Below are 25551 nucleotides of genomic sequence, written 5' to 3' on the forward strand. Positions count from 1 at the left end.
GCGCTGCGCCCTTCGACAGGCTCGGGGCGAACGGAGGAGAGTGACGATGGATTATCCTGACGGCGATTATCTGACCGGCTTCGGCAATCATCATGCGACCGAGGCGGTGGCTGGCGCGCTGCCGGTGGGGCGCAATTCGCCGCAGCGCGTGCCCTATGGCCTGTATGCCGAACAAGTGTCCGCGACCGCCTTCACCGTGGCGCGCGCCGACAATCGGCGCAGTTGGCTTTATCGCATGCGGCCGAGCGCGATGCACGCGCCCTTCCTACCCTATGCCAAAGCGAGCCTGTTGCGCAGCGCGCCCGACGCCGACGCGGTCGCTTCGCCCAATCGGCTGCGCTGGAACCCGCTCGACCTGCCGGCCGACGCGGTCGATTTCATCGATGGGTTAGTCACCTATGCAGTCAATGGCGATGTTTCGGCGGGGCTAGGGTGCAGCGTTCATCTCTATGCCGCGAACCAGTCGATGGTCGATCGCGCCTTTTTCAGCGCCGATGGCGAATGGCTGATCGTGCCGCAACAGGGGCGGCTGCGGATCATGACCGAAATGGGCGTGCTGGTCGTCGCCCCGCTCCAGATTGCACTGATCCCGCGCGGCGTGCGTTTCCGCGTCGAGTTGCTGGACGATGAAGCGCGCGGCTATGTCTGCGAAAATCATGGCGGCCTGTTCCGTCTGCCGGACCTTGGGCCGATCGGTTCCAACGGCCTGGCCAATGTTCGCGATTTCGAGGCGCCGGTCGCGGCCTATGAGGATGTGGAGCGGCCGCACGAACTGGTGCAGAAATATCGGGGGCAACTCTGGTCGGCCAAGCTCGATCACAGTCCGTTCGATGTGGTCGCATGGCATGGCAATGTCGCGCCCTACCGCTATGATCTTAGTCGGTTCAATGCGATCGGGACGGTCAGTTTCGATCACCCGGACCCCTCCATCTTCACCGTGCTGACATCGCCGAGCGACAGCGCCGGCACCGCCAATATCGACTTCGTCATCTTCCCGCCGCGCTGGATGGTGGCGGAGGACACGTTCCGGCCGCCCTGGTTCCACCGTAATGTCATGAGCGAGTTTATGGGCCTCATCACCGGCCAATATGATGCCAAGGCGGGCGGCTTTGCGCCCGGTGGGGCAAGCCTGCACAATATGATGTCCGCCCATGGGCCGGATGTCGCCAGCCATGACCGGGCGGTCGCGGCGACATTGCAACCGCACAGGATAGAGGAGACGATGGCCTTCATGTTCGAAAGCCGACTGCCGTTCATGCCCACGCGCTGGGCGATGGAAACGCCTTTGTTACAAGGGGATTATGACGCATGCTGGACAGGCTTTCGCAAGGCGCGACTGCCGGAAGCGGGGGATGCGGCATGAACTGGTGGACGACCGACGAGACGCATGATCCCGCCCGCACCAGTTGGGTGGACATCGCGAACGGCCATGCGGATTTCCCGATTCAGAACCTGCCCTATGGCGTCTTTTCACCGGCCGGCGGGGAAGCGCGGATCGGCGTGGCCATCGGCGACCGGATATTGGACCTGTTCGCCTGCGCCACTGCCGGCATGCTGCCCGCCGCCTTCGCGCCGCTTTGCACGGCCGGGACGCTGAACGGGTTGATGGCGCTGTCTGTCGCCGACCGGCGGGCGCTGCGCCATAGGCTCAGCGATCTGCTGTCCGATCCCGCCCATGCGGATCGGCTGATGCCCCTGCTGCATCATACGGCGGATTGCACCCTGCATCTGCCCGCCCATATCGGCGATTATAGCGACTTCTATGTCGGCATCCATCACGCCACCAATATCGGGCGGCAGTTCCGTCCGGACAATCCATTACTCCCCAATTATAAATATGTGCCGATCGGCTATCATGGCCGCGCGTCCTCGATCCGGCCGTCGGGCGTGGCGCTGCGCCGGCCGGTGGGTCAGCGCAAGCCGCCAGAGGCCGATGCGCCGCTGGTCGGCCCGTCCGCCCGGCTGGATTATGAGCTGGAACTGGGCGTGTGGATCGGCGCCGGCAATGCACTGGGCACCCCCATCCCGATCGCGCAGGCGGCGGACCATGTCGCCGGCTTCTGCCTGCTCAACGACTGGTCGGCGCGCGATTTCCAGGCCTGGGAATATCAACCGCTTGGCCCGTTCCTGTCCAAAAGCTTCCAGTCCACCATTTCCCCCTGGGTGGTGACGAGTGAGGCGATGGCGCCGTTCCGCCCGGCGCAACCACCCCGCCCGGCGGGTGATCCCGCGCCCTTGCCCTATCTGTCCGACCCGGACGATCAGGCGCATGGGGCGCTGGGCCTGACGCTGGAGGTGCTGATCCTGACCGCAGCGATGCGCGCGCGCGGCGATGCGCCGTTCCGGCTGAGCAGTGGTCCGGCCAGCAACATGTATTGGACGGTGCAGCAGATCGTCACCCATCATGCGTCCAATGGCTGCAACCTCAATCCGGGCGATCTGCTGGGCAGCGGCACCATCTCCGCCCCGGACCGGTCAGGCTATGGCAGCCTGATCGAACTGTCCGTGGGCGGCAAGGAACCGATCGCTTTGCCCGGTGGCGAAAGCCGCACTTTCCTGGAGGATGGGGACGAGATCATCCTGCGCGCGCAGGCGTCAGCGCCGGGCTTCATGCCCATCGGCTTGGGCGAATGCCGGGCTATGGTCATGCCGGCGCTTTGAGCGCGGCTTCGTAGGCGGCGATCAGCCGGTTGAAATGGGCGTCCTCTTTGAAGCGGGCGGATACATCGGCATGGCCGGCCGCGCCCAACTGGCGGCACAGTGCCGGATCGTCCCAGAGGCGGCGCATCTGCCGCGCCAGATCAGCAGCGTCGCCGGGAATGAAATGCAGGCCGGTCACGCCTTCGCGCACCGTGTCCTGCAAGGCGCCGATGCGTGAGGCGATGACCGGCACGCCATGCGCCATGGCTTCGGCCGCGACGATGGCGAAGGTTTCGAACCAGAGGCTGGGCACCACCAGCGCCCGCGCGCCGCGATAGATGGCGGCGAGCGACGCCGGCCCGTCCGTGATCGTCACTGGTACGCCCTGCGCAAGCAGCGGCACTGGATCGCTGCCCGCCGGCCCGGCGACATGGATGGGCAAGCCTGACAGGCGCGCCGCCCGGATCAGCGTGTCCAGCCCCTTTTCCGGGACGAAACGACCGGCAAAGGCGAAATAGCCGCCGGTCGCGGGATCGACGGGTTCGGGCGTGGCAGGGATGGCGCATTCATTGACGCTGATCCGGTCGAACGGAATGCCTGCGCGGCGATGCAGCCAGTCGCGGCTGAACTCCGTCAGCACGATGAAGCGGCTGACATGGGCATAGAGGTTTCGCCGCTCCGCCAGCGCGTGGCGCAAGGCGAAGGCGGCGCTTTCGGGCAGGTTGCTGCGACAGTTGCGCACCACGGCCTGATGCGCGCCATGATCGGTGCAGCGGGTACAGACGGCAGCGCCATCATGATGGGTGGCGATCGGGCAGGTGATGCGGAAATCATAGCAGCTTTGCACCACCGGCACGCCGGCGCGGGCGCAGAGCGGGAAGAGCCAGGGGGTCAGCAGCGGATAGAGTTCATGGCTATGCACGATGTCGGGCCGATCCCGCTCCAGCCGCGCGGCAAAATCCCGAAGCGTGGCCGCCGGGTAGATGCCTTGGATGAAGGCCGCCATTTTCCCTGACAGGCTGGTTGAAAGATGCCGACTATCCTTTTCGAAGATATCGACTTTCAGTCCTTTTCTTCGCGACAGGGCGATGGTCGCATCCCAGGCATTGTCCGCTCCGCCGCCGCCGCGATGACGATTGAAGACATGCAGGATCTTCATGCCACCTGCGCCGGCGCGAACAGGTCGGGACGATAGGGGTCGCCGATCTGCTTCGCGCTTGGTCGGCGGCCCGCCGCCTTGGCATCCACGATAAAGCCGAACAGATCGGCGTAGGCGGCAACCACCGCATCCCAGCGGAAAGTGGCGGCCGCATGCGCCTGCGCCGCCCGGCCCAGTGCAGCGCGCCGCTGCGGATCGGCGTCCAGTTCGCGCAGGATCGCCGCCAGATGGCCGGCCTCCCTGCGGAAATAGGGCGCGTTCGGTCCGACATTTTCGCGATGGAAGATCACGTCGATCGGTATGCAGGGCGCACCCCAGTGCATCGCCCGCAGCAGGCTGGGATTGGTGCCGCCCACCTCATGCCCGTGCAGATAGGCGGCACAATGGCGATAGAGGGCGTTGAGCGCGGCGGACTCGAACACGCCGCCGACGCAGCGCACCTGCCCGTCATGTTCGGCGGCGACGGCGCGGGCATAGGCGCTGTCATAGGGAACCGACCCTACGACGATCAGCGGTTTGGTGATACCCGACGCGCGATATTCGCGGATGATATGGTCGACATTATTTTCCGGCTCCATCCGCGCGACGACCAGATAATATGCGCCGGGTGTGACGCCATAGCAGCCGAGTGCGGTGGCGTCGGGCGGATCGCCGACGGCGCCGGAATAGGGGATATAGGTGGAGGCGGCGCCATATTCGCGGGCGTAATAATCCTGCATCGCCCGCGAATCGGTGACCAGCCAGTCCGCCGCCCAGGCGCTGACCCGTTCAGACCATTTATAATAAGCGCGCTGTATCCTGTTCCATTTACGCCGTTGCCAGCCCAGGCCATCGGTATGGATCAGTACCGCTATGCCCCGCGCGCGCAGTGGCAGGACGAACGGGCCATTGCCCGGATCGACCACGAAGACCAGGTCGAAATCGCGAAAGGCAGCATCCCATAGCGACAGGTTGCTATGGACGATGCTCTCGAAGCTCTTGCCGCCGGGCGCGGGCAGGTAGCGGCAGCGCACGTCATTCCATACGGGCGGGCGCGCTGCATAATAATGGGTGCGGCAATAGACGGTGACGTCCATGCCATGATCGCGCACCAGTCCGGTGGCCAGTTCCTCCACCAAGGTCGAAAAGCCGCTGTAGCGGGCGGGGATGCCGCGATCGCCGATGATGGCGACGCGCAGGGGGGGCGTGGCGGGATCAGCCATGGGGTTTGTACCCGATCCAGATATCCTGCATCATGCGGACCTTCGGGTCGGGATCGACCTGCTCCACCCGCTCGAACGCGGCGAGCAGATGATTGCGGACCCATACCGGCGGATGGACGGCGAAATACCATTTCTTGCCCTCGGCAAAGCGGCTCTGCGTGACGAGGTCGCCGCGCGCATAGGCGTCGGCTTCCTCCCGCCGCGTCAGCAGATAGCGATAATGGTCGCCATGGGTCGTCGCGATCATCAGCCCGCCGGGACGCAGCACGCGATGAAGTTCAGCGGTCCAGTCGCGGTGCATATCGGCGGACAAATGGGTGAAGACGGAGAAATTATAGACCGCATCGACGCTGTTGTCGGGCAGCGGCAAAGGCGGCGGCAGCCCGTTCAGCGCAAAGTCGATGCCGGGCAGATGCGCGCGGCACCAGTCGATCGTCGCCGCATTATAATCGGTGCCGATGACCTCCGGCGCCCGGTCCGCCAGCAAGGCCGGCATATGGCGGATCAATCGGCCCGGCCCGCACCCCCATTCCAGTACGCGCAGGGACGGCATGTCGGGCAGTCGTTCGCGGATCAGCCGCGCAAACATTCCGGCATGGACGAGGCCCAGATCATGATAGTCGGCCCAGTCGACCTTGTTATAGGCGTCAAAGGCGAGATCGGCGGGCGGCACGGCAAAATCAGGATGGGCGTCGATAAAGGCGCGATTGCGCCGCGCCGCCGCCGCCCGCTTGCGCAGGAAGGCCATGCGATCGAACATGGGCAACAAGCCGAGCGATCGGGTCGCGTTGAGAATGTGATATTTCATATGTTTGAGCCTCCTTGTTCAGTCGTGATGGCAGGGAGATCGAACAGGCGGCGGACATAGGCCCGGTCCTGTCCGACGATGGCGAGCAGTGGGAATGGCGCGTCCGGCTGGCTCAGGCGGTAGCGGTTGGCGCGATCCTGAATGATGTCGATCAGCACGGCGACGACCACCCCCGCGCCAAGGCCGATGATGATGGCGGCGATCAGCAGCAACTTGGTCTGCGGCGCGTCCGGCTTGTCGGGCAGGGCCGCGCCCTCGACGATCTGGATGGCGGATGGCGCGGACTGGGCGGTTGCCGCCGTCACCGCCGCCGTCATCAGCTTGTCCTGCAACGCCAGATAGGTCTTCTCCAGGATGTCATGCGCGCGGCTGAGGTCATGACTGTCCTTCATCTTCTGCGGAATGAGGTCGATCGTGGCCCGGCGGGCGCCGACCTCCGCCGACAGGGTGGCGAGGCCCGCCCGATCGCCGGCAAGCTGCGCCTGCAACGCCGCCTGCCGCGCGCGCAGCGCATCATAGCCGCCGTTGCGGGCGATATTGCTCTGCTGCACGCCGCGTTGCGGCTGGCCGGCCAGTTGGCGGCCGATCGCCGCGATCTGATCGTCCATGTCGCGCACATCGGGCGAATCCGGGCGATAGCGGACCAGCAGCGCATCGCGCGCGGCGATCAGCTTCGCCTGTTCCTGCTTCAACTGGGCGGCGACCGGATTATCCTGCACCAGCCGGCTGGCGAGGATGTTCCTTGGCTCGCGCGACAATTGTGCGGTGACCGTCGCCAGTTCGCTCTGTGCGGCGGCGATGGCGGTACGCTTGGCATCCAGTTCCGCCTGTTGGCTGAGGAACTGGCCGATCTCCACCTTGTCCTTCTCGAACATCAGCAGCATGTCATTGCGGGTATAATAGCGCTCCATCCGCGCTTCGAGCAGGCGCAGGTCGGCGCGGGCGCGATCGGCCTCCCCCTGCAACGCCGCTTGCGCCTGCCGCGCCTCGTCGGCGAAGCGGGCGCGGCGCTGGGCGATATAGGTCGCCGCCACCGCATCGGCGATGTCCGCCACGCGGGGTGAAGGGCCGCGCACCGTCAGCAGGGCGATATGGCTGTCGGGGATCTGCACCATGGCGACGCCGGTGCGGAAATCGTCCAGCGTGCGGGCGCGCTCCACGGCCTGCGCGCTCGGCACATAGGGGGAGGGTGCACGGGGGAAGAGCGCCTCCTTCGTCCCCCGCCATGCCCGCCCCGGCCAGCTTTGCGTCCACAGCCAGGTCAGGTAGCGCAGCGGCGGATGATAGACGTCGCCATAGCCAAGCCGCTGGTCGGCGATCACCTGCTTCAGGACGGGGCCGGATGTGGCGAGGATCATCTCGTCCTTCAGCGCATTGCGGCGAAACACGGCCCAGTCGTCGTAGAAGCTCTCGCGCTGTCGGTCGTCGTCGGACACCGCCGACACCGTGACGCTGGCCGAAAAGACAGGCGGCCAGACGAGGATGTAAAGCCCGACCAGCGCGACCGTCAGCGCCATGATGGTCAGGATCATGCGGCGATGAATTGCGATGGCGACGGCGGTGACCTGCCCTGCGCGCCGCAGGTCGAAACTGTCGGCCTCCGGTCGATAGGGGACAGCTTCGGGGAGGCCGGTCATCGGTCGATCTCCTGCAACAGGCGCAACTGGACATAGGGCGCCATCAACTGGCTGAGGCCGCCCAGCGGCGCGTTGACATAGGTCTGGAGGAAGCGGGCGAAGCGGGTGCCGCCGCTTTCCTGCACCACGATGATGTCGCCCGGTTGCAACGGCACATTCTGGAGCGTCAGCAGCAGGCCGGCATGGCCGCGTGCGCGGTTGCGCAGGATATGGGCGGTCAGGCGCCCGTCGGCGTCCAGCCGGATGAGCGCGACGTTGGAAAGCGCTGCCCCCTTGCCCGCATCGCCCGCCATGATCAGCGCCTGCGCCGCTGTAGGCGCATCACGCAAGGGGACCGGGCCGGGGCGATTGACCTCACCGGCGATGAAGACTTTGGCTTCGCGCGGATTGGCGACGGCAACGCTCACCTGCGGGTCGCGCACCCGCGCCAGCAATCGCTGCCGCACCTCTGCCGCCGCCGCCATCGGTGTCATGCCCGCGACGGCGATGTCGCCCGACCGGGGCAGCGTCACCATGCCATCGGCCCGCACGGTCGCGCTGCGCGACAATTCGGGCATGCGATCGACCGCTATCTCCAGCTGGTCGCCGGGGCTGAGCAGATAGGCGCGTTCGTAGCGCGCGGTAGAGCGGATCACGTCCGGCGCGGCGGCGATGCTCTGCGGCGCGGTCAGGCTGGTCGAACAGGCGCCGAGCAGGATCGGGATGAGCAGGATCAGCGCGGTGAGCAGGCTGGTGCGGGGGGCAGTCATCTCGAAGCCCCCGTCAGGTGCAGGCGCGCGCGCATCGCCCAGGCGCGGGGCGACAGCGGGTTGGCGGCGCAGGCGCGGGCCAGCGCGGCGCGTGCGGCCTCGGCGTCGCCTTCGTCCAGCCGCATCTGCGCCTGAGCGCGATGCAGTCGGGCGATAATCGCGCGACGGCGGCGTTCGGGCGCGCCGGCATAATGGCGCTGCTCCAATATCCGCAACATCGTGCCGACGACCTGTGGATTGGCCATCAGGCCCAGCGTGTTGCGCAACTGCCCGGCATGATAGCGGAAGCCCAGCAGCATGTCCGGGTCGAACCAGCCGGTCGCCCCGATATCGCCCAGCCGGGTGAAGATGTTCAGTTCGAACGGGAAATTGCCATGGCAATCGGCATCGACAAAACCCGACCGGCGCAGCGCTTGTGTGCGAAAGACGGTGCCGGAAATCGGCGTGAAGCCGCTGCGCATATGCGTGTCGAGGATCGGGAAGCGCCCGGTCTGGCGCCGCGCCCGGCCATGCCCGCGATGATAACGGGCGGTCATCTCCGGCGATGGTTGCCCGTCCGCCTCCATCAGCCAGGGATTGGCGACGAACAGCGCTGCGTCCGGCGCGGCATCGAGCGCGGCGACGGCGCGCGCCATATAGGGCGGCGACAGCAGATCGTCGTCATGCAGGATGCAGAAATATTCGGCGTCTCCTGCCGCCCCGAACAGATAGCGGCCCTGCCCATATTCGCCGCCATTGGCCGTTTGCTCCACGAAGCGGATGCGCGGATCGCCTAGCCCCTCGACATAAGCGCGCACGACATCGCCCGCGCCGCCGGGGGAGGCATTGTCGCTCACCACCGCGCGAAAATCGCGCAGGCTCTGCGCGCGCAGGCTCTCCACTGCCTCCCGCACCAGATGCGGACGGTCGTAGGTGGGGATGCCCACGAAGAGGCGCTCAGAAGAAATGACGATGCGCCTTGTACCAGAGGAAGGTCTGGGCCAGCCGTTCATCCAGCCCCGCGCCGGGCGCCCAGCCCAGTTTCTCCGCGGCCAGTGCGGAGGAAAGATATTGGGCCTGAATCTCGCCATGGGCATTGTTGCGCACGTCAGGCTCCAGATCGGCGCGCCCGGCGGCGGCAAGCGTGCGGCGGGTCAGGTCCAGCACGCTGACCGGTTCGCCCGTGCCGAAGTTGAAGGCGCGGCCGACCACATCCGCATCGCCCATATGCCGGGCGAGGAGGAGGTAGCCGCGCACGATATCCTCCACGAACACATAGTCGCGCACCGGCGATCCGTCCGACCGGATCAGCGGCCGAGTTCCGTCGATCGCGGCGAGGCAGGTGCCCGGCACGATCCGGTTGCTGTTGAGGTCGCCCGGCCCGAACAGATTGCCGCAACGGGTGATGGTGACGGGCAGGCGATAGGTCGCCGCATAGCTGAGCGCGATCAGGTCGGCGCAGCTTTTCGACACATCATAGGGATGGCGGCCCTGCAAGGCGAAATCCTCCTGATAGGGCAGGACGTCATGGTCGCCATAGGCCTTGTCGGAGGAAGCGATGACGATCCGCTCCACCGTGGCGACGCGGCGGCACGCCTCCAGCAGCACCCAGGTACCCTTGATATTCGCTTCGAAGGTGGAGAGCGGGTTGCGGTTGGCGACCCCCACGATCGCCTGCGCGCCGAGGTGGAAGACGGTGTCGATCGCATATTCGTTCAGCGCGCGCTCGATGACGTCATAATCCTCCAGCGCGCCGCGCACGACCTTGGCCCGTGCGACAAGCCCCTCCGATTGGAAACGGGACTGCGGCACCATGTCGCGGACCAGCGCCACCACCTCCGCACCCTCGCGCAGCAGTTCGGACACAAGGCTGCCGCCCAGAAAACCGGTGGCGCCGGTGACGAGGCAGGTCTTGCCTTTCCAGAAGCCGCTCATGCCGCACGCTCCTGCGGTCCATGGTCGCCGATCCATGGCGGCGGCGTTCCGCCAGCCAGCATCTCGTCCGCCTCGATCACATCCTTGTAACTGTCGAACGACTTGAAGAAGCCGCCATGGCGGTAGGTGAAGGCGTCCCCGCGCGCGATCAGCGGCGGGATGATGTCGCGTTCCAGATTGTCGCCCTGCCAGTCGTCGAAAATCGCGGGGTCCATCACCATGAAGCCGGCATTGATCCAGTAATCGGCGATCAGCGGCTTTTCGGCGAAGCGGGCGATGGCGCCGTCCTCCTCGACCGACAGCACGCCATATTGCGAATACATCGGTACAGAGGTGATGGTCAGCCGGGCGTCGTGGCTCCGGTGAAAGGCGACCACATCGGCCAAAGGCACGTCGGACAGCCCGTCGCCATAGGTGGCGATGAACGGGCCGTCGATCAGGTGGCGGCAGTTCCAGATGCGGCGGCCAGTATCGACATCCTCGCCCGTGTCCACGATCTTTATGCTGGCGCCGATATCCTTCCCCTCGAAATAATCGTGAAGAACATCCTGCCGGTATCCGGCCGCCAATATGAATTCGTGAAATCCCTGCCGAATGAAATTCTTGATGACATGGACCAGTACCGGCGTGCCACCCAATGGCAGCATCGGCTTTGGCAGATAGGTGGTGAAGGGAAAGGCGCGGATGCCCTGCCCACCGCACAATATGACGACTTTCATCTGTCGGTTCCTTTCTTCGTCGGTGCTTGGGTGAACTGGTCTGTGGTCAGGGTGGCCAGGCCGATGCCGAACTCCGGCCCGGCAATGCCGCGCTGGATCAGCGGGGCGAGGCGCGCGTTCGCGACATGGCCGCCGAACCAGAGGCGGATCATGTCACCGTCGCGCAGCGGGCCGGGGGCGAATATCTCGCCATCGGTCCAGCCGGTGCTGGCGCGGGTCAGCAACGGCGCGGGGTCTTCGCGGAAATGGACGCCATCGCCGGCGCGGGCATGATGGATCGCCACCTGCTGCCATTGCGGATCGGCGCCGGCCCTGACATGGGCGACCGAGTAGAAGAGGTCGATCGCGCCATCCGCATCCGCCAGCGCGGCGGGGGAGGAATAGCCGGCATAGCCCTGTGCAGCGGGATAGAGCGGTCCCTGCGTCACGACCTGTTCCGGCGCGGTGAAACGCACGCCATCGCGCGACCGGATCAGGCCGATCGACTGGCGCGGTGGCCCGCCGCCATCCCGCGCACCGACGGCCGAGAAATAGAGCAGCAGTTCCTCGCCGCGTACCACCAATCCCGGCTCACCGACCAGATAGCCGTTCCAGTCGGTCGCCCCGCCGGTTGCCTTCAGCAATGTCCAGTCGGCGACCTGCCAGGTCACGCCATCGGGCGATACGGCAAGGCCGATCGCCATGGGTGACGGGTCGGGATCGGCATAGACGCCAGTAAAGCCCATCCAGTAATGGCCGGCGAAGCGCACGACGCTGGGGGTCTCGATACTGGCGTAGGGACCGCCTTCCGCCGTCAGCAGCGGGGTAGCGGGCGAGAGCGTCCAATGCGCACCATCGCGCGACACCGCGCGGAACGGCAGGACAGGCGGCTTGAACGGCGCGCCGGTACTGCTCGTTATGTAGAGCGCATAGCCATGTGCCGTGCGGAGCGGGCTGGGGTCGTTCCACAAGCCTTGCGCCCGCAACGATCCCGCCGCGATGACCGGCGCGGCGCGGTTGACCGTCCAGCCCGGCATCGGATCGGGCAAATCGGGCGCTGGAGCCGGACTGGCGCATCCGGCCATCAGCATGAGGAGGGGGAGCGGCCGCCGCATCAGAAGGCATTCCGCTGCACGAAGGGCACGGCCAGCGTGCGCGCCACGATCTGAAGGTCCAGCCACAGCGACCAGCGGCGCAGATAGTCGATGTCGTGGATGATCCGCTGCGCCATCTTGTGGTGCGTGTCCGTCTCGCCGCGCCAGCCGCTGACCTGCGCCAGACCGGTGATGCCGGGCTTGATCTTGTGCCGCACCGCATAGCGATGGATCAGCGGGCGGAAACTGTCGTCCAGCGCGACCGGATGGGGACGCGGTCCGACGACCGACATGCTGCCCAGCGCGACATTGATGAATTGCGGCAATTCGTCGATCGAGGTGCGGCGAAGCAGCGCGCCGACCCGCGTGACCCGGCTGTCGCCCCGCCGCGCCTGTACGAAAGCGTCATCGCCCGCCATCCGCATCGACCGGAATTTCCAGATGCGGAACGGCCGCCCGTCCAGCCCATAGCGGATCTGGCGATAAAAGACCGGCCCGCGCGTATCCAGCTTGATCGCGATCGCGGCCAGCAACGCGACCGGCAGGATCAGCGGCAGGGCCATGAGGGTAAGGGCAATATCCTCCGCCCGCTTCACCCAGCGCATATGCCCTTCGAACGGGGATTCCACGATGCTGACGACCGGCTGGCCATAGACATCGTCCCAGCGCGCGCCGACCAGATCCAGCCGGAACAAAGGCGGGCAATAATAGAGCGAGGCGGTGGTATCGCCGAATCGGTCGAGGATCGCCTTGATCCGCTGTTCCGCCGCCATCGGCAGCGTCACATAGATGCGGCTGACCGCCCCCGTGCGCGCCAGTTCATAGAGGCGGTCGACCGACCCGCCGAAGTCATGCGGCGACAAGGCCACGGTGCGATCATCCGAAGGACGGCGATCATCGAAGACGCCCAGAGATCGAATGCCCATCCAGCGATGCCGCGCGAAGATGTCGCCCAGCCGCTGCGCGGTTTCGGTTGCGCCGATGAAGGCGGCGCTGCGGTGGTCGTGGCCGACGCTGCGCCACAGCCGCAGGACGAGGCGCATGACGATGTGGAACAGGATGATCGCGCACAGGGACCCGCCATACCATAGCGCAGCGGCTGGCGCCCATGACGGCGCCTGCGCCAGCGGCAGGTCGCCGAGCAGCGCGAACAGCGTCATGATTCCGGCGAAACTGATCGACCAATGAGCGGTCAGATCCGCCAGTTCATGGCGCAGCCGCACGATCCGCCAGGACCGGCTGAGGTGGAAGAAGGAGGCCGTCAGTTCCAGCACGGCGATGCACAGCAGCGCGTCGATCATCGCCGGCCGGGGCGAGAACGGTTCCGTCGTGAGCGCCAGGCACAGCAGGATCAGCCCGGTGTCGACCAGTCGGCACAGGCGCACGAACAGCGCGCCGAATTGCTGGAACATCCCGCTCGTCCTGAAATCCGTATCCCATTGGTGGGTCGGCATGGCCTCGACGCTCCCGTCCTGAATAAAAGTGACGATGAAACATGTAAAATATGTAATATTCAAATAATGAATTATGGAAATTGCAGATAATATCTTGAAGTAAAATCGAATCTCCATCCGATAAAATCAAAAACGAAAGGTGAGTCATAGTCATGTTAACCATGTAATTATTGTGTGTATCATTTTGCGACAGTCGTGTTTTGGCGCATTGCGGACAATATTTTGCGATATATTATCTCTGTATTGGATTTTATGTCGATTCCGTCTCGTCATCGGGAAGGTCGATCATGGGGTCATGACTGGGGAAAGGGGTAATCGGGGGATGCTGTGCCGTTGGGGTCATCACCGGGTCGATCCGGCGGCTGCGTGGAATGGCGGCATCGGCTTTTCACGCTGCCTACTTTGCAGCGCGGAACTGGTGCAGCGCCCCGGTGCACGCTGGGCGCGGGTGCCGCGTGGCTATGCGGTCATATGGCGCCCTGCCGCCGAGCGACCGGCGCTGGCACCGCGGAAAGATGCGCGCCCTTCTTTGATCGGGCGGCTGTCGCGGCGCCTGCGGGACCATCTGCATATGCCGGTCGAACAGCCTTCACGCCGCTATCGCTATCTGGCGCGTCGGATCGGTAAGGCGCGGACAATCCTGCTCAGTGCCTTATGCAACGCCGACTCCGCCAATGATGCGCTGCTGCTGCTCGCCGCGATGGTGCAGCAGGAGCAGGGCGGGCGGGTGTTGCTGATCGATGCGACGCTGGCGAACGACGGGGTGAGCGCACTACTGGTCGGGCGCGGCCATGCGGGATTGTCCGAAGTGCGGGCCGAAGATCCCTGGTCGGCGGTGGAGGCGATGCGCCTGCTGGCGCGGCCGGACATGATCCTGCTCGGCGCCGGGAGGAACCCCGCCGCTGGCCGGCCGGAGCACATCGCGGCGATGCTGCCTTTCCTCACCGAACGGTTCGACCATATCCTGATCCAGCAGCGCGGCATCGGCAGCGACAGCCGCAACCTGACGCTGGCGCGCGCCGCCGATCTGGTCTGGACGCTGGCCGAGGAAGGCCGATCGCCCATGGCGCGCCTGCATGATGCGCGTGATGCGTTCCGCGCCCATGGCATTGCGCCGGCGGGGCTGATCCTGACGGTGCCGGCGCATGGTGGCTGAGGCGATCCAGCCCGGACGCGCCCTGATGGTGGCGGGGGCAGCCAGCGTGGCGGCGCTTGTCGTAGCCGCCGGCTTCTCGTTCGGGCGCGCCCCTGCTGTGGCGGCGGTCGGCGCGGTTGGGCTGGTCGCGGCGCTCTGGGCCAGTGGCAACCCGCGGCTGGCCTGTCTGTGGGGTGTGGGCCTCACAGCCCCGCTGGGCATCGCCAAGCGTTTCCACCCCATGCCCCATATGGGCGGGGCAGGCGCTTATGCGATCGAGGCGGTCGATCTGTTCCTGATCGCCCTGCTGCTCTTCCAATGGCGCGATGCGCGGCGTGGCGGTGCCCCGCTGGTTTTGCCGCCGCTCGCCTATGGATGGATCGGGATGATCCTGCTCGGCCTGATCGACGCGCTGACCGGGCCTTATCGCCAGCTTGCGCTGGTGGAGGCGGTGCAGATGGCCAAGTCGCTGGCCCTGTTCCTGCTACTGATCGGCGAACTGACGCGGGCGCGCCGCTTTCTGCATCTCTTCGCGGCGCTCGCTATGGGCCTTGGCCTGCAAGCGGCGGTCGGCATCGCCCAATATGCGAAGAAGGCCGATATCGGCCTGCAATTTCTGGGCGAGGCGACGATGACCACGCTCGAATATGCCAATCGCGCCACCTATATGGACGGCGGCGCCACCTTCCGCATCGGCGGACTGCTGGGCCATCCCAATATATTGGCCGGCTATATCGCGATGCTGGCGCCGATGCTGCTGGCGATGCTGATGACGCGCCTGTCGATGGAGCGGAAGCTGGCGATCGGCGCGGTGCTCGCCATGGCACTGGTCGCGCTTTTGCTCACGCTGTCGCGCTCCGGTTGGCTGGCCTTCGCCTTGGCCGTACCGATCCTCGCGGGATTGATGCTGCGCGACCGGCGATCGCGGCAAAGGGCGCTGGCGGGCACGATGATCGTGTTGGCGGCCGGCCTTGCCGGCGCGCTGGCCTTCGCCCCGGCGATCGTCCGGCGCTTCACCCAGAGCGATCCGGGCGCGGTCGATTTCCGCTGGGACTGGATGGGCGTGGCCTGGGCCATGATGTGCGATCATCCGTTGCTGGGCGTTGGCCTCAACAGCTTCGTCCTGCACCTGCCCGGTCGCACCATTCACGGCGGGACGGACGGGCTGACGCGCAGCTTCGGCGCCAACTGGCCGGTGGTGCATGACATCTATCTGCTGATCTGGGCGGAGCAGGGCACGATCGGCCTCATCTGCTTCCTCATCCTGCTCGCCGGCCTGCTGCGCACCGCATGGGCCAACGCGCGGCACTGCGCCGATCCGATGCTTTACGCCCTCAACGCCGGAGCGCTGGCGGGGCTTTGCGCCAATCTGCTCGACGGGTTCGGCAGCTTCTTCCTGCGCCAGATGCCCGGCGCGCGCCTGTTCTGGATACTCGCCGCGATCATCGTCGCGACCCATGTCTGGCAACGCCGCAATGGCAGGGTGCCATGACCCGCCTCCTGAAAAGTGGCGCCACTCTGGCCGTTGGCCGGATCGCCCTGTCGGCCATGCGCATGCTGGCGGCGCTGATCGTCGCCCGGCTGGCGGGGACGGAGGATTTCGGCGCTTATGCGCTGCTCCTGAGCCTCATCGGTCTTGCCGAATGGCTGGTCGATTTCGGTCAGACCGACATGGCGGTGCGCGATGCGGCGCGGCGAGCTGGGCGGCAGGCGGCGGTGCTGGCCGCGCTGTCACGCGCCAAACAGGTGCAGGGGCCGGCCGTCGCCCTGCTCCTGCCGCTTGGGCTGTGGCTGGCGGGGCAGGAGCGGGCGATCCTGCTGGCCGGCTGCGCGGGAAGCGTAGCGGTATTGGCCACCGCAGCGATGCAACCGGCCCGCGCCACCCTGCGCCTCGCGTTACGGATGGATCGGGATATCAGCGCGGAACTGGCCGGCGTGGCGCTGATGCTGCCGCTGCTGGCGATCGCCTGCCTGTATCGCGCGCCGCTGTCGCTGTTGCTGGCCAGTTTCGCGCTGGCGCGGCTGGCGCAGGCCGCGCTGGTCACGCATTGGGCGGGGTCGCTGACGCAGTCCACCGCCCGCCGCCTGCCCGCCATCCGGCTCGCCCGGCGGGCGCTGCCGCTCGGTTGTGCCGGGCTGCTGGTGCTGCTTTACGATGCGCTGGCGCCGCTGCTGCTCGCCCGGCTGCTCGATATGCAAGCGGTTGCCCTCTATGCGGCGGCGGCGCGCTTCATCATGCCGGCGCTGGTCGCGGTGCAGGCGATCAGCAGCGCGGCCTTTCCCCTGATCGCACGCGACTGGCGGCGCGATCCCGCCGCCTTTGCCCGGACCCAGCAGGCCACGCTCCTGCTGTCGGTGGTGCTGGCGGCACTGATGTTTGCCGGCATCCATGGCGGCGCGGCTTTCCTGATGGGGCTGATGGGAGCGGACTTCGCCGCCGGCGCGCCGCTGCTGCGCCTCATGGCCTGGACGCTGATGGCGCGGGCGATCACAACGGCCATGTCGCCGCTGATCATCGTCGCCGGGCGGCAGGGGCGAGCGATGGTGCTGACCATATTTTCGCTCGCCGGTCAGTGCGCCGCCCTGCTGCTGCTGGTACCAATGTTGGGCGTGATCGGCGCGGCCTGGGCCTGCCTGCTGGTCGAACTGCTGCTCGGCACCGTTGTAATCAGCTGGATCGCGCAGCGCGTCACCGGCCTGACGATCGACTGGCGCCCGGTCGTCGTCCTGATCGGCAGCGCAATCGCCGCCGCGCTGCTGGTCGGCGCCAGTCCATGGGCCGGAACCCTGACCGGCGGCATCGCGGCGGCCGCCATCCTGCTGGGCCTTGTCGCGCTGTCCGTGCCCCGGTGGCGTCGTCTTGCGGAAGATATCGTATGACCCCTCGGATCGCCATCGCTTGCCCCGGCGTGGATCTGGTCCAGCGCGGGTTCGAGCGCCTGTTCCGCGACCTGTTCGATGAGATGCGCGGCGACTTTCCGATGACCCTGTTCAAGGGCGGCGGAGAGGAGCGCGCGGATGAGATCGTCCTGCCGTTCCTGCGGCGTGGCGGGAAAGCCATCCGCTATCTGCCGCTGCACCGGCTGATGGGCCGCACGCCGATGCACGCCGAATGCCTGACGTTCGCGCTGGCGCTGCTGCCGCACCTGACCGGCGGGCGGTACGATATCGTTCATGTGATCGACCCGCCGCTGGCGCGCCTGCTCTTCCATCTGCGCCGGGTTCTGCGCCTGAAGTTTCGCCTTCTCTATACGGAGGGGACGGCAATGCCCCCGCGCGACTATCCCCCCTGCGACCTGTTGCACCAGATTTCGGCGGCGACGCAGGCGGATGCGGTGGCGCAGGGCCATGACCCGGCGCATATGGCGCTGCGCCCCTGCGGCTATCGCCCGAATCGCTTCGTCGCCAGCGCCGATCGCGCCACCCTGCGCGCGCGCCATGGCATTACGCCGGACCGTTTCGTCATCCTGTCCGTCGCCGCGCTCAATCGCGGGCACAAGCGGACTCATCATCTGATCGAAGAGGTCGTGCAGATGCCGGGCGATCCGCTGCTGTGGCTCGACGGCAGCCTGGACCATGGCGACCCGGACCTCCCCGCCTATGCCCGCGCAAGGCTGGGCGACCGGGTGCGCGTCACCCATGTGCCGAGCGCCCAGGTCGCAGACCTGTTCACACTGGCCGACGTCATGCCCCATGCCGCCATCTTAGAAGCCTTCGGCCTCGCCATCGTCGAAGCGGCGGCGGCGGGCCTGCCCGTCATCCTGCATGACGCGCCGCATTTTCGCTGGCTGATGCCCAATCCCGCCTGCTGGATCGACATGACCGCGCCGGGTGCGCTCGCCGCGCTGCTGACCCGCATGGCCGCCGATCCCGCCGAACGCCACCGTCGCCTGATGCAGCACCATGCCCGCGCCACCTATGACTGGACGGCGCTGCGCCCCGCCTATGCCGATCTTTACCGGAGCATGATGCCATGACGCGCCTCGCCATCATCATCGTCAACTGGAATGTCCGCGACCTGCTGCGCGACTGCCTTTCCGCCATCCCGCAGGCGACATGGCGACCGCCCGGCGCGGTCGCCACCATAGTCGTGGACAACGCATCGGCGGACGGCAGCGCGGATATGGTTCGCGCCGAATTTCCCTGGGTCCGCCTGATCGAAAGCGGCGCCAATCTGGGTTTCGCGGACGGTTGCCAGCTAGGCTATGACGCGACGGACGCGCCCATCGTCATGCTGCTCAATCCCGACACGGTGGCCGATCCCGGCGCGATCGCCGCGATGCTGGACACCATCCGCGCCGACCCGCAGATCGGCATCATCGGATCGCGCCTGCGCAACAGTGACGGCAGTTTCCAGCGCGCCTCGGGCGGGGCTTTCCCGACGCTCGCCAACCTCGGCTGGAATTATCTTTTCCTGGGTCGCCTGCTGCCCCGCCGCTGGGCGCCGCCCGCCGTCTATCTGGATGACGACCCGCAGGGCATCCGTCCGATCGACTGGGTGTCCGGCGCCTCCCTCACCTTCCGCCGCGAAGCCGTCGGCTCGCGCATCTTCCACCCGGCCTTTTTCATGTTCGGCGAGGATATGGAGCTTTGCCACCGGGTCGCCCGTGCCGGCTGGCGCATATGCTATTCCGCACGCCAGACCATCACCCATCATCATGGCGCCAGCTTCGCACGCCAGCCCTCGCTGGAAATCCTCGCCAGCGTGTACAAGGGGCCACGCTTCTTCTTCCGGCAGAGCCATGGGCCGCTCGCGCGCCTTGCCTATGACGCCATTCTCTTCACCGGCTACGCAATCCGCTGGGCGGGTTTCAGCCTGCTCGCCCTTGTGCGTCCCGGCCGGGGCCATAGCGCGATGGCACGTTTCAGCCGGACCTATCTGGCCGCCATGGCCGCCACCATTTTCCGACATAAAGGAGCGACGCGATGAACAGGGGTATCAAGCGCATATTGGTGACTGGCGGGGCCGGTTTCCTGGGATCGCATCTGTGCGACCGGCTGGTGGCGCAGGGGCATGACATATTGTGCGTCGACAATCTCTTCACCGGATCGAAAAGCAACCTGACGCAACTGCTGGGCCGACCCAATTTCGACTATATGCGCCACGACGTGACCTTCCCCCTCTATGTCGAGGTGGACGAAATCTACAATCTGGCCTGCCCCGCATCGCCTGTGCAGTACAGCGTCAATCCAGTGCAGACCACCAAGACCAGCGTGCATGGCGCGATCAACATGCTGGGTCTGGCCAAGCGCACCGGCGCCAAGATATTGCAAGCCTCCACCAGCGAAGTCTATGGCGACCCGGAGGTCCACCCTCAACAGGAGGAATATTGGGGCCATGTGAACCCCATCGGCCCGCGCGCCTGCTATGATGAGGGGAAGCGCTGCGCCGAAACCCTCTTCTTCGACTATCATCGCGAAGGGCGGGTGCGGATCAAGGTCGCGCGTATCTTCAACACCTATGGTCCGCGCATGGACCCGGCGGACGGGCGCGTCGTGTCCAACTTCATCTGTCAGGCGCTGCTGGGCCAGCCCATCACCCTCTATGGCGACGGGCGGCAGACGCGCTCCTTCTGCTATGTCGATGACCTGATCGACGGGCTGATCCGGCTGATGGGCAGCGAAGATGCGATCACCGGCCCGATCAATATCGGCAATCCCGACGAATTCACCATGATCGAACTGGCCGAGATGATTGTGGCGCTGACCGGATCGCGCTCGCCCCTCATCATGCGCCCCTTGCCCGCCGACGATCCGCGCCAGCGCCGCCCTGACATCGCCCGCGCGCGCGACATGCTGGGTTGGGAACCGACGGTGCGGCTGCGCGAAGGGCTGACCCGCACCATCGCCTATTTCGACGCATTGCTGAGCTGCGCGGCCAGTCCCGTGCTGCCGATCGCCATGCAGGGCGACATCGTCCTGCCGCCCGCCTATCCGGTCAACCGGCTGGGGGCTTGACCGTAGGGCAGGCGGACCGGCGCGACGACGCCCATGTTACGGCATTTTCCAGCATGGTGACATAATGGGGATCGGCATAGGTTTCCGGGCGATGGCCGATGCCGGAATAAAAGACCCGGCCCTTGCCGACGCAGCGGGTCCAGGCGATCGGGTGATCGCCCATGGCCAGCGCGCCGGGCTTGTAGCTGCCTTCGTCCAGCGTCGCGATGACGCTGCTGCCGGGGCGGGGATTGGCGGTAAAGCTGTACCATTCGTCGTTCATGACCCACTCGCCCGGCAGGCCCGCCGCGACCGGATGGCTGCGCCCCTCGACCATGATTCTGGCGTCCTGAAATTGCGGGTCCATCGGGTGTCCGGCAAATTGGGTGCCGACCAGTGTGTCGACATACCAGGGCCAGAAGGTGGACGGATCGCCCGATGATCCATGCACAGCGACATAGCCGCCACCCTGTTCGATATAGGCTTTGAACGCCGCCCGCTGCGCCAGCGTCAGCACGTCGCCGCTGACATTGTTCCACACGACCGCATCGAACTGGCGCAGCAGGGCCGGGGTCATCACCCCGCCCTTGTCGCTGACCACCACGGCCCAGCCCTTGCGCTGCGCCATCGCCTGAAAGGCGGCGCGGGCGGCATCGACCGAGGGGCCGTCGCGAAAGCCGTTGATCTTCTCGAAGATCAGCACCCTGGGCTTGCCCCTGGGCAGGGTGATGGTCGGGCGATCGGCATCATAACGGGCGCAGCGCGCCACCTTGTCCGCCGCCGTCACCGGCAAAGCGCGCAGCTTCGCGTCCAGCGCAGCCATCTTGTCGGCGGGGAGATTCTTCATCTTCGCCAGCGCCTTCAGGTTCAGGATCGCTGCGAAGGTCGGCGCCTGCGTCGTGAAGAAACGCGGGGGCAGGGCGGTAAATATCTCCGGCGCATCCGCCTCCAGCATCGCCTTGGCCGGCGGGCTGAGCAACAGGTCCACGATCGGCGCTTCGGTCGAAAAAGGCGTGTCGCGCAGCGGACAATCGGTGACGGGCCTGGCCAGCACGGCCACCGGCAACAGCGTCAGCATCAGGGCCGCACTCGCGGCGAACGCTCTTTTCATGTCCCTCTCCCAATCTTTTCAAACGCCGTCCTACCTCGCCCGGCGGCGCACGGAAAGCGCGATCATGTGCCACTTCATGGCTTGCCAAAGTGCCTGCTATCGCTCAGAGTAATGATAGCGTTACCAGACGCAAGCGAACAGGGAGAGAATGATGAAACAACTGTCCAACTCGGTGTCGCACTGGCGACGACTGGTCTCTCTCTCCGCAATGGCTTTGGCCAGTCTCCCGGCCCAACTGCTTGCCGCCGATAGCGTTTCGATCAGCAAGAACTGGCGTTTTACCAAGGGCGATCCCGCCGGCCTGACCACCGACCTGCGCTATGACGTCCGCCCGCCCATCGAGGATGCGGGCGATGGCAAGCTGGCCGACGCCCGCCCCGACGCGGCCGTCAAGGTGGACGACAACGGCGCGAAAGTCCTCAAACCCTGGATTCTCCCCAGCGCCAATCCCTTCATCAAAGACCCCGCCAAACATCATGTCCGCCCGGCCGGCAATCCGGGCGGCGACGTCCCCTATGTGCAGGCGGGGTTCGATGACAGCGGCTGGACCCCTGTCGACCTGCCGCATGACTGGGCGATCGCCGGTCCCTTCATCAAGGATGGGCCCTATGGCGGCATGGGTCGCCTGCCAAGCTGGGGCATCGGCTGGTATCGCAAGACGCTCGATATTCCTGCCAGCGCCAAAGGGCAGTCGATCTTCCTCGATGTCGAAGGGGCCATGTCCTACGCCACGGTGTGGCTGAACGGAAAGCTCGTCGGCGGCTGGCCCTATGGGTATAACAGCTTCCGCCTCGACCTCACCCCCTATGCCGTGGCGGGGGGCAGGAACCAACTCGCGATCCGCCTCGACAATCCCGCCGCGTCGGCGCGCTGGTATCCGGGTGGCGGCCTCTATCGCGACATCTACCTCACCACCGCGAACAAGGTCCATGTCGGCCAATGGGGCAGTACCATCCGCACGCCCAAGGTGAGCAGGGAACAGGCGACCGTTGACCTCAGCCTGACCCTCGACAATGACGGGGACAAGCCGGCGCAGGTCGAAGTCGCGACCGCGCTTTACGTGCTCGACGCGCATGGCCAGCGGACCGGCCGTCCCGTCGCCAGCATCGCGCGCCAGTCGGCCAGCATCGCGCCGGGCGAAAAGGCGGTGCTGAACGGTTCGGCCATCCTGACCAACCCGCGCCTGTGGGGACCGCCGCCGACGCAAGCGCCCAACCGCTATGTCGCCGTCTCCACCGTGACGCAGGGCGGCAAGACGATCGACACCCACGAAACCCGCTTCGGCGTGCGCGACGTGCAGTTCGATCCCGACAAGGGCGTCATCGTCAATGGCGAGCATATCCCGCTGCGCGGCGTGAACAATCATCATGACCTCGGCGCATTGGGGGCCGCTTTCAACGCCCGCGCGGCGGAGCGTCAGTTAGAAATCCTGCGCGACATGGGCACCAACGCCGTGCGCATGAGTCATAACCCACCTGCGCCCGAACTGCTCGAACTCACCGACCGCATGGGCTTTCTGGTCATGGACGAAGTGTTCGATAGCTGGGAAAAGAAGAAGACGCCGCACGACTTCCACCTGATCTTCCCCGACTGGCATGAGGCCGACGCCCGCGCCATGCTGCGCCGCGACCGCAACCATCCCTCCATCATCCTGTGGAGCGTGGGCAATGAAGTGGGCGAACAATATGACGGCGAAGCGGGCGCGAAGATCGGCCGCGAACTGGTCGCCATCGCGCATGAGGAAGACCCGACCCGTCCTGCCACCGGGGCTATGAATTTCGCCAAGGCGGACATGCTTCTGCCGACGACGGTGGACGTCATCAGCCTCAACTATCAGGGTGCGGGCATTCGCGGCATCATTGGCCAGTACCCGGCTTTCCGCGCCAAATTCCCGGACAAGATGATCCTGTCGACCGAAAGCGCGTCGGCTCTCTCCAGCCGCGGCGAATATATGTTCCCGGTCGCCGGCGCGATCAGCGGCCCGGTGCGGCCATGGTCGGGCGGCAATCCCGACACGCATCAGGTATCGGCTTATGAACTCCACGCCTCCGACTTCGGCTCCTCGCCCGATCGGGTCTGGGCCGCCGACGACCAGAATCCTTATGTCGCAGGCGAATTCGTCTGGACCGGCTTCGACTATCTGGGCGAACCGACGCCCTATTATACCTCGCGCAGCAGCTATTCGGGCATTGTCGATCTGGCTGGCTTCCGCAAGGATCGCTTCTGGCTCTATCAGGCGCGCTGGCGCCCGGACCTGAAATTCGCCCATATCCTGCCGCACTGGAACTGGCCGGATCGTGTCGGGCAGATCACCCCCGTCCATGTCTTCTCCTCGGCGGACGAAGGCGAACTGTTCGTCAACGGCAAGTCGCAGGGCAAGATCAGGAAGCGCGACTATGAATATCGCTTCCGCTGGGACTATGTCGTCTACGAACCGGGCGAGGTGAAGGTCGTCACATGGAAGAAGGGACAGCCCTGGGCGACCGAGACGATCCACACCGTGGGCGAGGCGGCGAAACTGTCGCTGACCGCCGACCGCGCCGCCATCGCCAGCGACGGCCGCGATCTCAGCTTCGTGACGCTCAAGGTTTTGGACAAGGACGGCAATGTCGTGCCGGCCGCCAAGCAGAAGGTCGACTTCTCGATCGAGGGGCCGGGCACGATCGTCGCCACCGACAATGGCGATCCGACCGACATGACCGCCTTCCCGTCGAAGAGCCGCGATGCGTTCAACGGGCGGGCGCTGGCGATCGTGAAGGCACAGCGCCCCGGCAAGATCATCCTGCGCGCCCGTGCCGAAGGGCTGGGTGAGACGCAGGTGGAGATTGGCGCAAAGCGCTGAATCAGAAAGGGGCGGCTCCATCGGAACCGCCCCTTTTCGGCTCTCATACGAGCCTGTTGGTTCTTACCAGTTCGCGATACCAGTCAGCGCTCAATTTTGGCGTGCGTTTCTGGGTCTTGAAGTCGACATGGTGGATGCCGAACAGCTTGGTATAGCCATCCTCCCACTCGAAATTGTCCATCAGGCTCCAGACGAAATAGCCCTTSACCGGGATGCCTTCGCGGGTCGCGCGCTGGAGGTGGGTGAGGTAGTTGCGCAGATACATGACGCGATCGGTGTCATAGACCTTGCCGTCTTCGGCSACYTTGTCGTCGGCCGAGCAGCCATTTTCGGAGATATAGAGGCCCTTGGGCTTCCAGTTGTCGCTGATGGCGCGCATGCCCCAATAGATGACCTCCGGCGTGACATAGAGCCAGGGGGAGGGCATGCGCGGCGCTTGCCCCGGATGCGGCAGGATTTTGTAGCCSGACGGCGATGTCTCGTCGGCGCGGACGGTGTTGCCGGTATAGACATTGACCGACAGGAAATCGAGCGGCGCGCCGATCAGCGTCATGTCGCCATCCTTGACCTTGGGCGCATCCTTGCCCTGCGCGGTCAGGTAGCTGTCGATATAACGGCCTTCCATGATGGCGGTCAGGAACATGGCGTTTTCTGCGCGCACCGCCTTCTTCACCGCCTCGATATGGTCGGGCGTCTCGATCGCGGGSACATAGATGTTGGGATTGTCGGCGATGCCGACCTGCGTGCCCGATCTGGTCGCCGCGCGGATCGCCTGTAGCCCCAGGCCATGCGCCAGCACGCCATGATGGCGGATCTGGTTGACTTGCCCCATCGGCAGTTTCAGGCCCGGCGCCTTGCCGCCGGTCATATAGCTCAAATCGGTGAAGCAGCGCAGTTCGTTGAGCGTCATGAAGTGATCGACGCGATCGCCCAGCTTGCCGGCGGTGTAACCGGCATAATCGGCGAAGGCGTAACTGGTATCGCGATTCTGCCAGCCGCCGGGCAGGGCGTGGGGCAGATCCCAGTGGAACATGGTGACATGCGGGGTGATGCCCGCCGCCAGCAGTCCGTCGACCAGCCGGTTATAATAGTCCAGCCCCCTGGCATTGGGCTTGCCCTTGCCATCGGGGAAGATGCGCGACCAGGCGATCGAGAAGCGATAGGCCTTGAC

The 25551-nt window shown here is 65.8% G+C and carries 21 protein-coding genes; 9 read left to right on the top strand and 12 right to left on the bottom strand.

Features of this window, described 5'->3' with window-relative positions; genetic code table 11:
- Positions 1 to 46 precede the first annotated feature (46 nt).
- Both hmgA and fahA read left to right on the top strand, forming a co-directional pair.
- A complete protein-coding gene (hmgA, locus tag ASE85_RS12835) occupies positions 47 to 1363 on the top strand; it encodes a homogentisate 1,2-dioxygenase (RefSeq protein WP_056688894.1) in 1317 nt (438 codons plus the stop codon).
- Positions 1360 to 2661 carry a fumarylacetoacetase gene (gene fahA / locus ASE85_RS12840; protein ID WP_056688897.1) on the top strand — a complete coding sequence of 434 codons (1302 nt, stop codon included), beginning with the start codon at positions 1360 to 1362 and terminating at the stop codon, positions 2659 to 2661. The genes hmgA and fahA overlap by 4 nt, the downstream gene beginning before the upstream one ends.
- Here fahA and ASE85_RS12845 read toward each other — a convergent pair.
- The 10 genes from ASE85_RS12845 to ASE85_RS12890 are packed head-to-tail and all read right to left on the bottom strand — an operon-like array spanning position 2645 to position 13313.
- Positions 2645 to 3799: a glycosyltransferase family 4 protein gene (locus ASE85_RS12845; RefSeq protein ID WP_056688901.1), complete on the bottom strand. Its 1155-nt coding sequence runs from the start codon at positions 3797 to 3799 to the stop codon at positions 2645 to 2647. The genes fahA and ASE85_RS12845 overlap by 17 nt on opposite strands.
- A complete protein-coding gene (locus ASE85_RS12850) occupies positions 3796 to 5001 on the bottom strand; it encodes a DUF1972 domain-containing protein (protein WP_056688903.1) in 1206 nt (401 codons plus the stop codon). Before ASE85_RS12850 ends, ASE85_RS12845 begins: the two co-directional genes overlap by 4 nt.
- On the bottom strand, positions 4994 to 5809 hold the full coding sequence (locus ASE85_RS12855) for a class I SAM-dependent methyltransferase (protein WP_056688906.1): 816 nt from the start codon (positions 5807 to 5809) through the stop codon (positions 4994 to 4996). Before ASE85_RS12855 ends, ASE85_RS12850 begins: the two co-directional genes overlap by 8 nt.
- Positions 5806 to 7446, bottom strand: coding sequence for a GumC family protein (locus tag ASE85_RS12860; protein ID WP_056688909.1), 1641 nt, complete (start codon positions 7444 to 7446; stop codon positions 5806 to 5808). The genes ASE85_RS12855 and ASE85_RS12860 overlap by 4 nt, the downstream gene beginning before the upstream one ends.
- Complete coding sequence (locus tag ASE85_RS12865; RefSeq protein ID WP_056688912.1) at positions 7443 to 8195, bottom strand: polysaccharide biosynthesis/export family protein; 753 nt, start codon at positions 8193 to 8195, stop codon at positions 7443 to 7445. Before ASE85_RS12865 ends, ASE85_RS12860 begins: the two co-directional genes overlap by 4 nt.
- Positions 8192 to 9121, bottom strand: a complete 930-nt coding sequence (locus ASE85_RS12870) for a glycosyltransferase family 2 protein (protein WP_056688915.1) — start codon at positions 9119 to 9121, stop codon at positions 8192 to 8194. Before ASE85_RS12870 ends, ASE85_RS12865 begins: the two co-directional genes overlap by 4 nt.
- A 10-nt stretch (positions 9122 to 9131) precedes the next feature.
- Positions 9132 to 10109: an NAD-dependent epimerase/dehydratase family protein gene (locus ASE85_RS12875; protein WP_056688918.1), complete on the bottom strand. Its 978-nt coding sequence runs from the start codon at positions 10107 to 10109 to the stop codon at positions 9132 to 9134.
- A complete protein-coding gene (locus ASE85_RS12880; protein WP_056688921.1) occupies positions 10106 to 10828 on the bottom strand; it encodes a nucleotidyltransferase family protein in 723 nt (240 codons plus the stop codon). The genes ASE85_RS12875 and ASE85_RS12880 overlap by 4 nt, the downstream gene beginning before the upstream one ends.
- Positions 10825 to 11922 (bottom strand): hypothetical protein, encoded by a 1098-nt coding sequence (locus ASE85_RS12885; protein WP_056688924.1) that lies wholly within the window; start codon positions 11920 to 11922, stop codon positions 10825 to 10827. The genes ASE85_RS12880 and ASE85_RS12885 overlap by 4 nt, the downstream gene beginning before the upstream one ends.
- Positions 11922 to 13313 (bottom strand): undecaprenyl-phosphate glucose phosphotransferase, encoded by a 1392-nt coding sequence (locus ASE85_RS12890; RefSeq protein WP_162237454.1) that lies wholly within the window; start codon positions 13311 to 13313, stop codon positions 11922 to 11924. The genes ASE85_RS12885 and ASE85_RS12890 overlap by 1 nt, the downstream gene beginning before the upstream one ends.
- 364 nt (positions 13314 to 13677) lie before the next feature.
- Here ASE85_RS12890 and ASE85_RS12895 point away from each other — a divergent pair, with 364 nt between their 5' ends.
- Genes ASE85_RS12895 through ASE85_RS12920 form a run of 6 tightly spaced genes read left to right on the top strand, consistent with a single transcriptional unit; the run spans position 13678 to position 20448 of the window.
- The gene (locus tag ASE85_RS12895; RefSeq protein WP_056688931.1) at positions 13678 to 14511 is read left to right on the top strand and encodes a hypothetical protein; all 834 of its coding nucleotides are present in this window, start codon (positions 13678 to 13680) and stop codon (positions 14509 to 14511) included.
- On the top strand, positions 14501 to 15982 hold the full coding sequence (locus ASE85_RS12900; RefSeq protein ID WP_056688934.1) for an O-antigen ligase family protein: 1482 nt from the start codon (positions 14501 to 14503) through the stop codon (positions 15980 to 15982). The genes ASE85_RS12895 and ASE85_RS12900 overlap by 11 nt, the downstream gene beginning before the upstream one ends.
- Positions 15979 to 17370: a lipopolysaccharide biosynthesis protein gene (locus ASE85_RS12905; protein ID WP_056688937.1), complete on the top strand. Its 1392-nt coding sequence runs from the start codon at positions 15979 to 15981 to the stop codon at positions 17368 to 17370. The genes ASE85_RS12900 and ASE85_RS12905 overlap by 4 nt, the downstream gene beginning before the upstream one ends.
- Positions 17367 to 18467 carry a glycosyltransferase family 4 protein gene (locus ASE85_RS12910; RefSeq protein WP_056688939.1) on the top strand — a complete coding sequence of 367 codons (1101 nt, stop codon included), beginning with the start codon at positions 17367 to 17369 and terminating at the stop codon, positions 18465 to 18467. The genes ASE85_RS12905 and ASE85_RS12910 overlap by 4 nt, the downstream gene beginning before the upstream one ends.
- The gene (locus ASE85_RS12915) at positions 18464 to 19420 is read left to right on the top strand and encodes a glycosyltransferase family 2 protein (RefSeq protein WP_056688941.1); all 957 of its coding nucleotides are present in this window, start codon (positions 18464 to 18466) and stop codon (positions 19418 to 19420) included. Before ASE85_RS12910 ends, ASE85_RS12915 begins: the two co-directional genes overlap by 4 nt.
- A complete protein-coding gene (locus ASE85_RS12920; RefSeq protein WP_082462800.1) occupies positions 19417 to 20448 on the top strand; it encodes a UDP-glucuronic acid decarboxylase family protein in 1032 nt (343 codons plus the stop codon). The genes ASE85_RS12915 and ASE85_RS12920 overlap by 4 nt, the downstream gene beginning before the upstream one ends.
- Here the strand turns inward: ASE85_RS12920 and ASE85_RS12925 are convergent.
- Positions 20429 to 21538: a ThuA domain-containing protein gene (locus ASE85_RS12925; protein ID WP_056688949.1), complete on the bottom strand. Its 1110-nt coding sequence runs from the start codon at positions 21536 to 21538 to the stop codon at positions 20429 to 20431. The genes ASE85_RS12920 and ASE85_RS12925 overlap by 20 nt on opposite strands.
- A 148-nt stretch (positions 21539 to 21686) precedes the next feature.
- On the opposite strand from ASE85_RS12925, the gene galB reads away from it, so the two are divergent.
- A complete protein-coding gene (galB, locus tag ASE85_RS12930) occupies positions 21687 to 24380 on the top strand; it encodes a beta-galactosidase GalB (protein WP_235523522.1) in 2694 nt (897 codons plus the stop codon).
- Between the two features lie 43 nt (positions 24381 to 24423).
- On the opposite strand, the gene ASE85_RS12935 is transcribed toward galB, so the two are convergent.
- Positions 24424 to 25551, bottom strand: a 1128-nt coding sequence (locus ASE85_RS12935) for a family 1 glycosylhydrolase (protein WP_056688952.1), incomplete at its 5' end; no start/stop codon positions are given.

The organism is Sphingobium sp. Leaf26, from assembly GCF_001421665.1.
Taxonomy (GTDB): domain Bacteria; phylum Pseudomonadota; class Alphaproteobacteria; order Sphingomonadales; family Sphingomonadaceae; genus Sphingobium.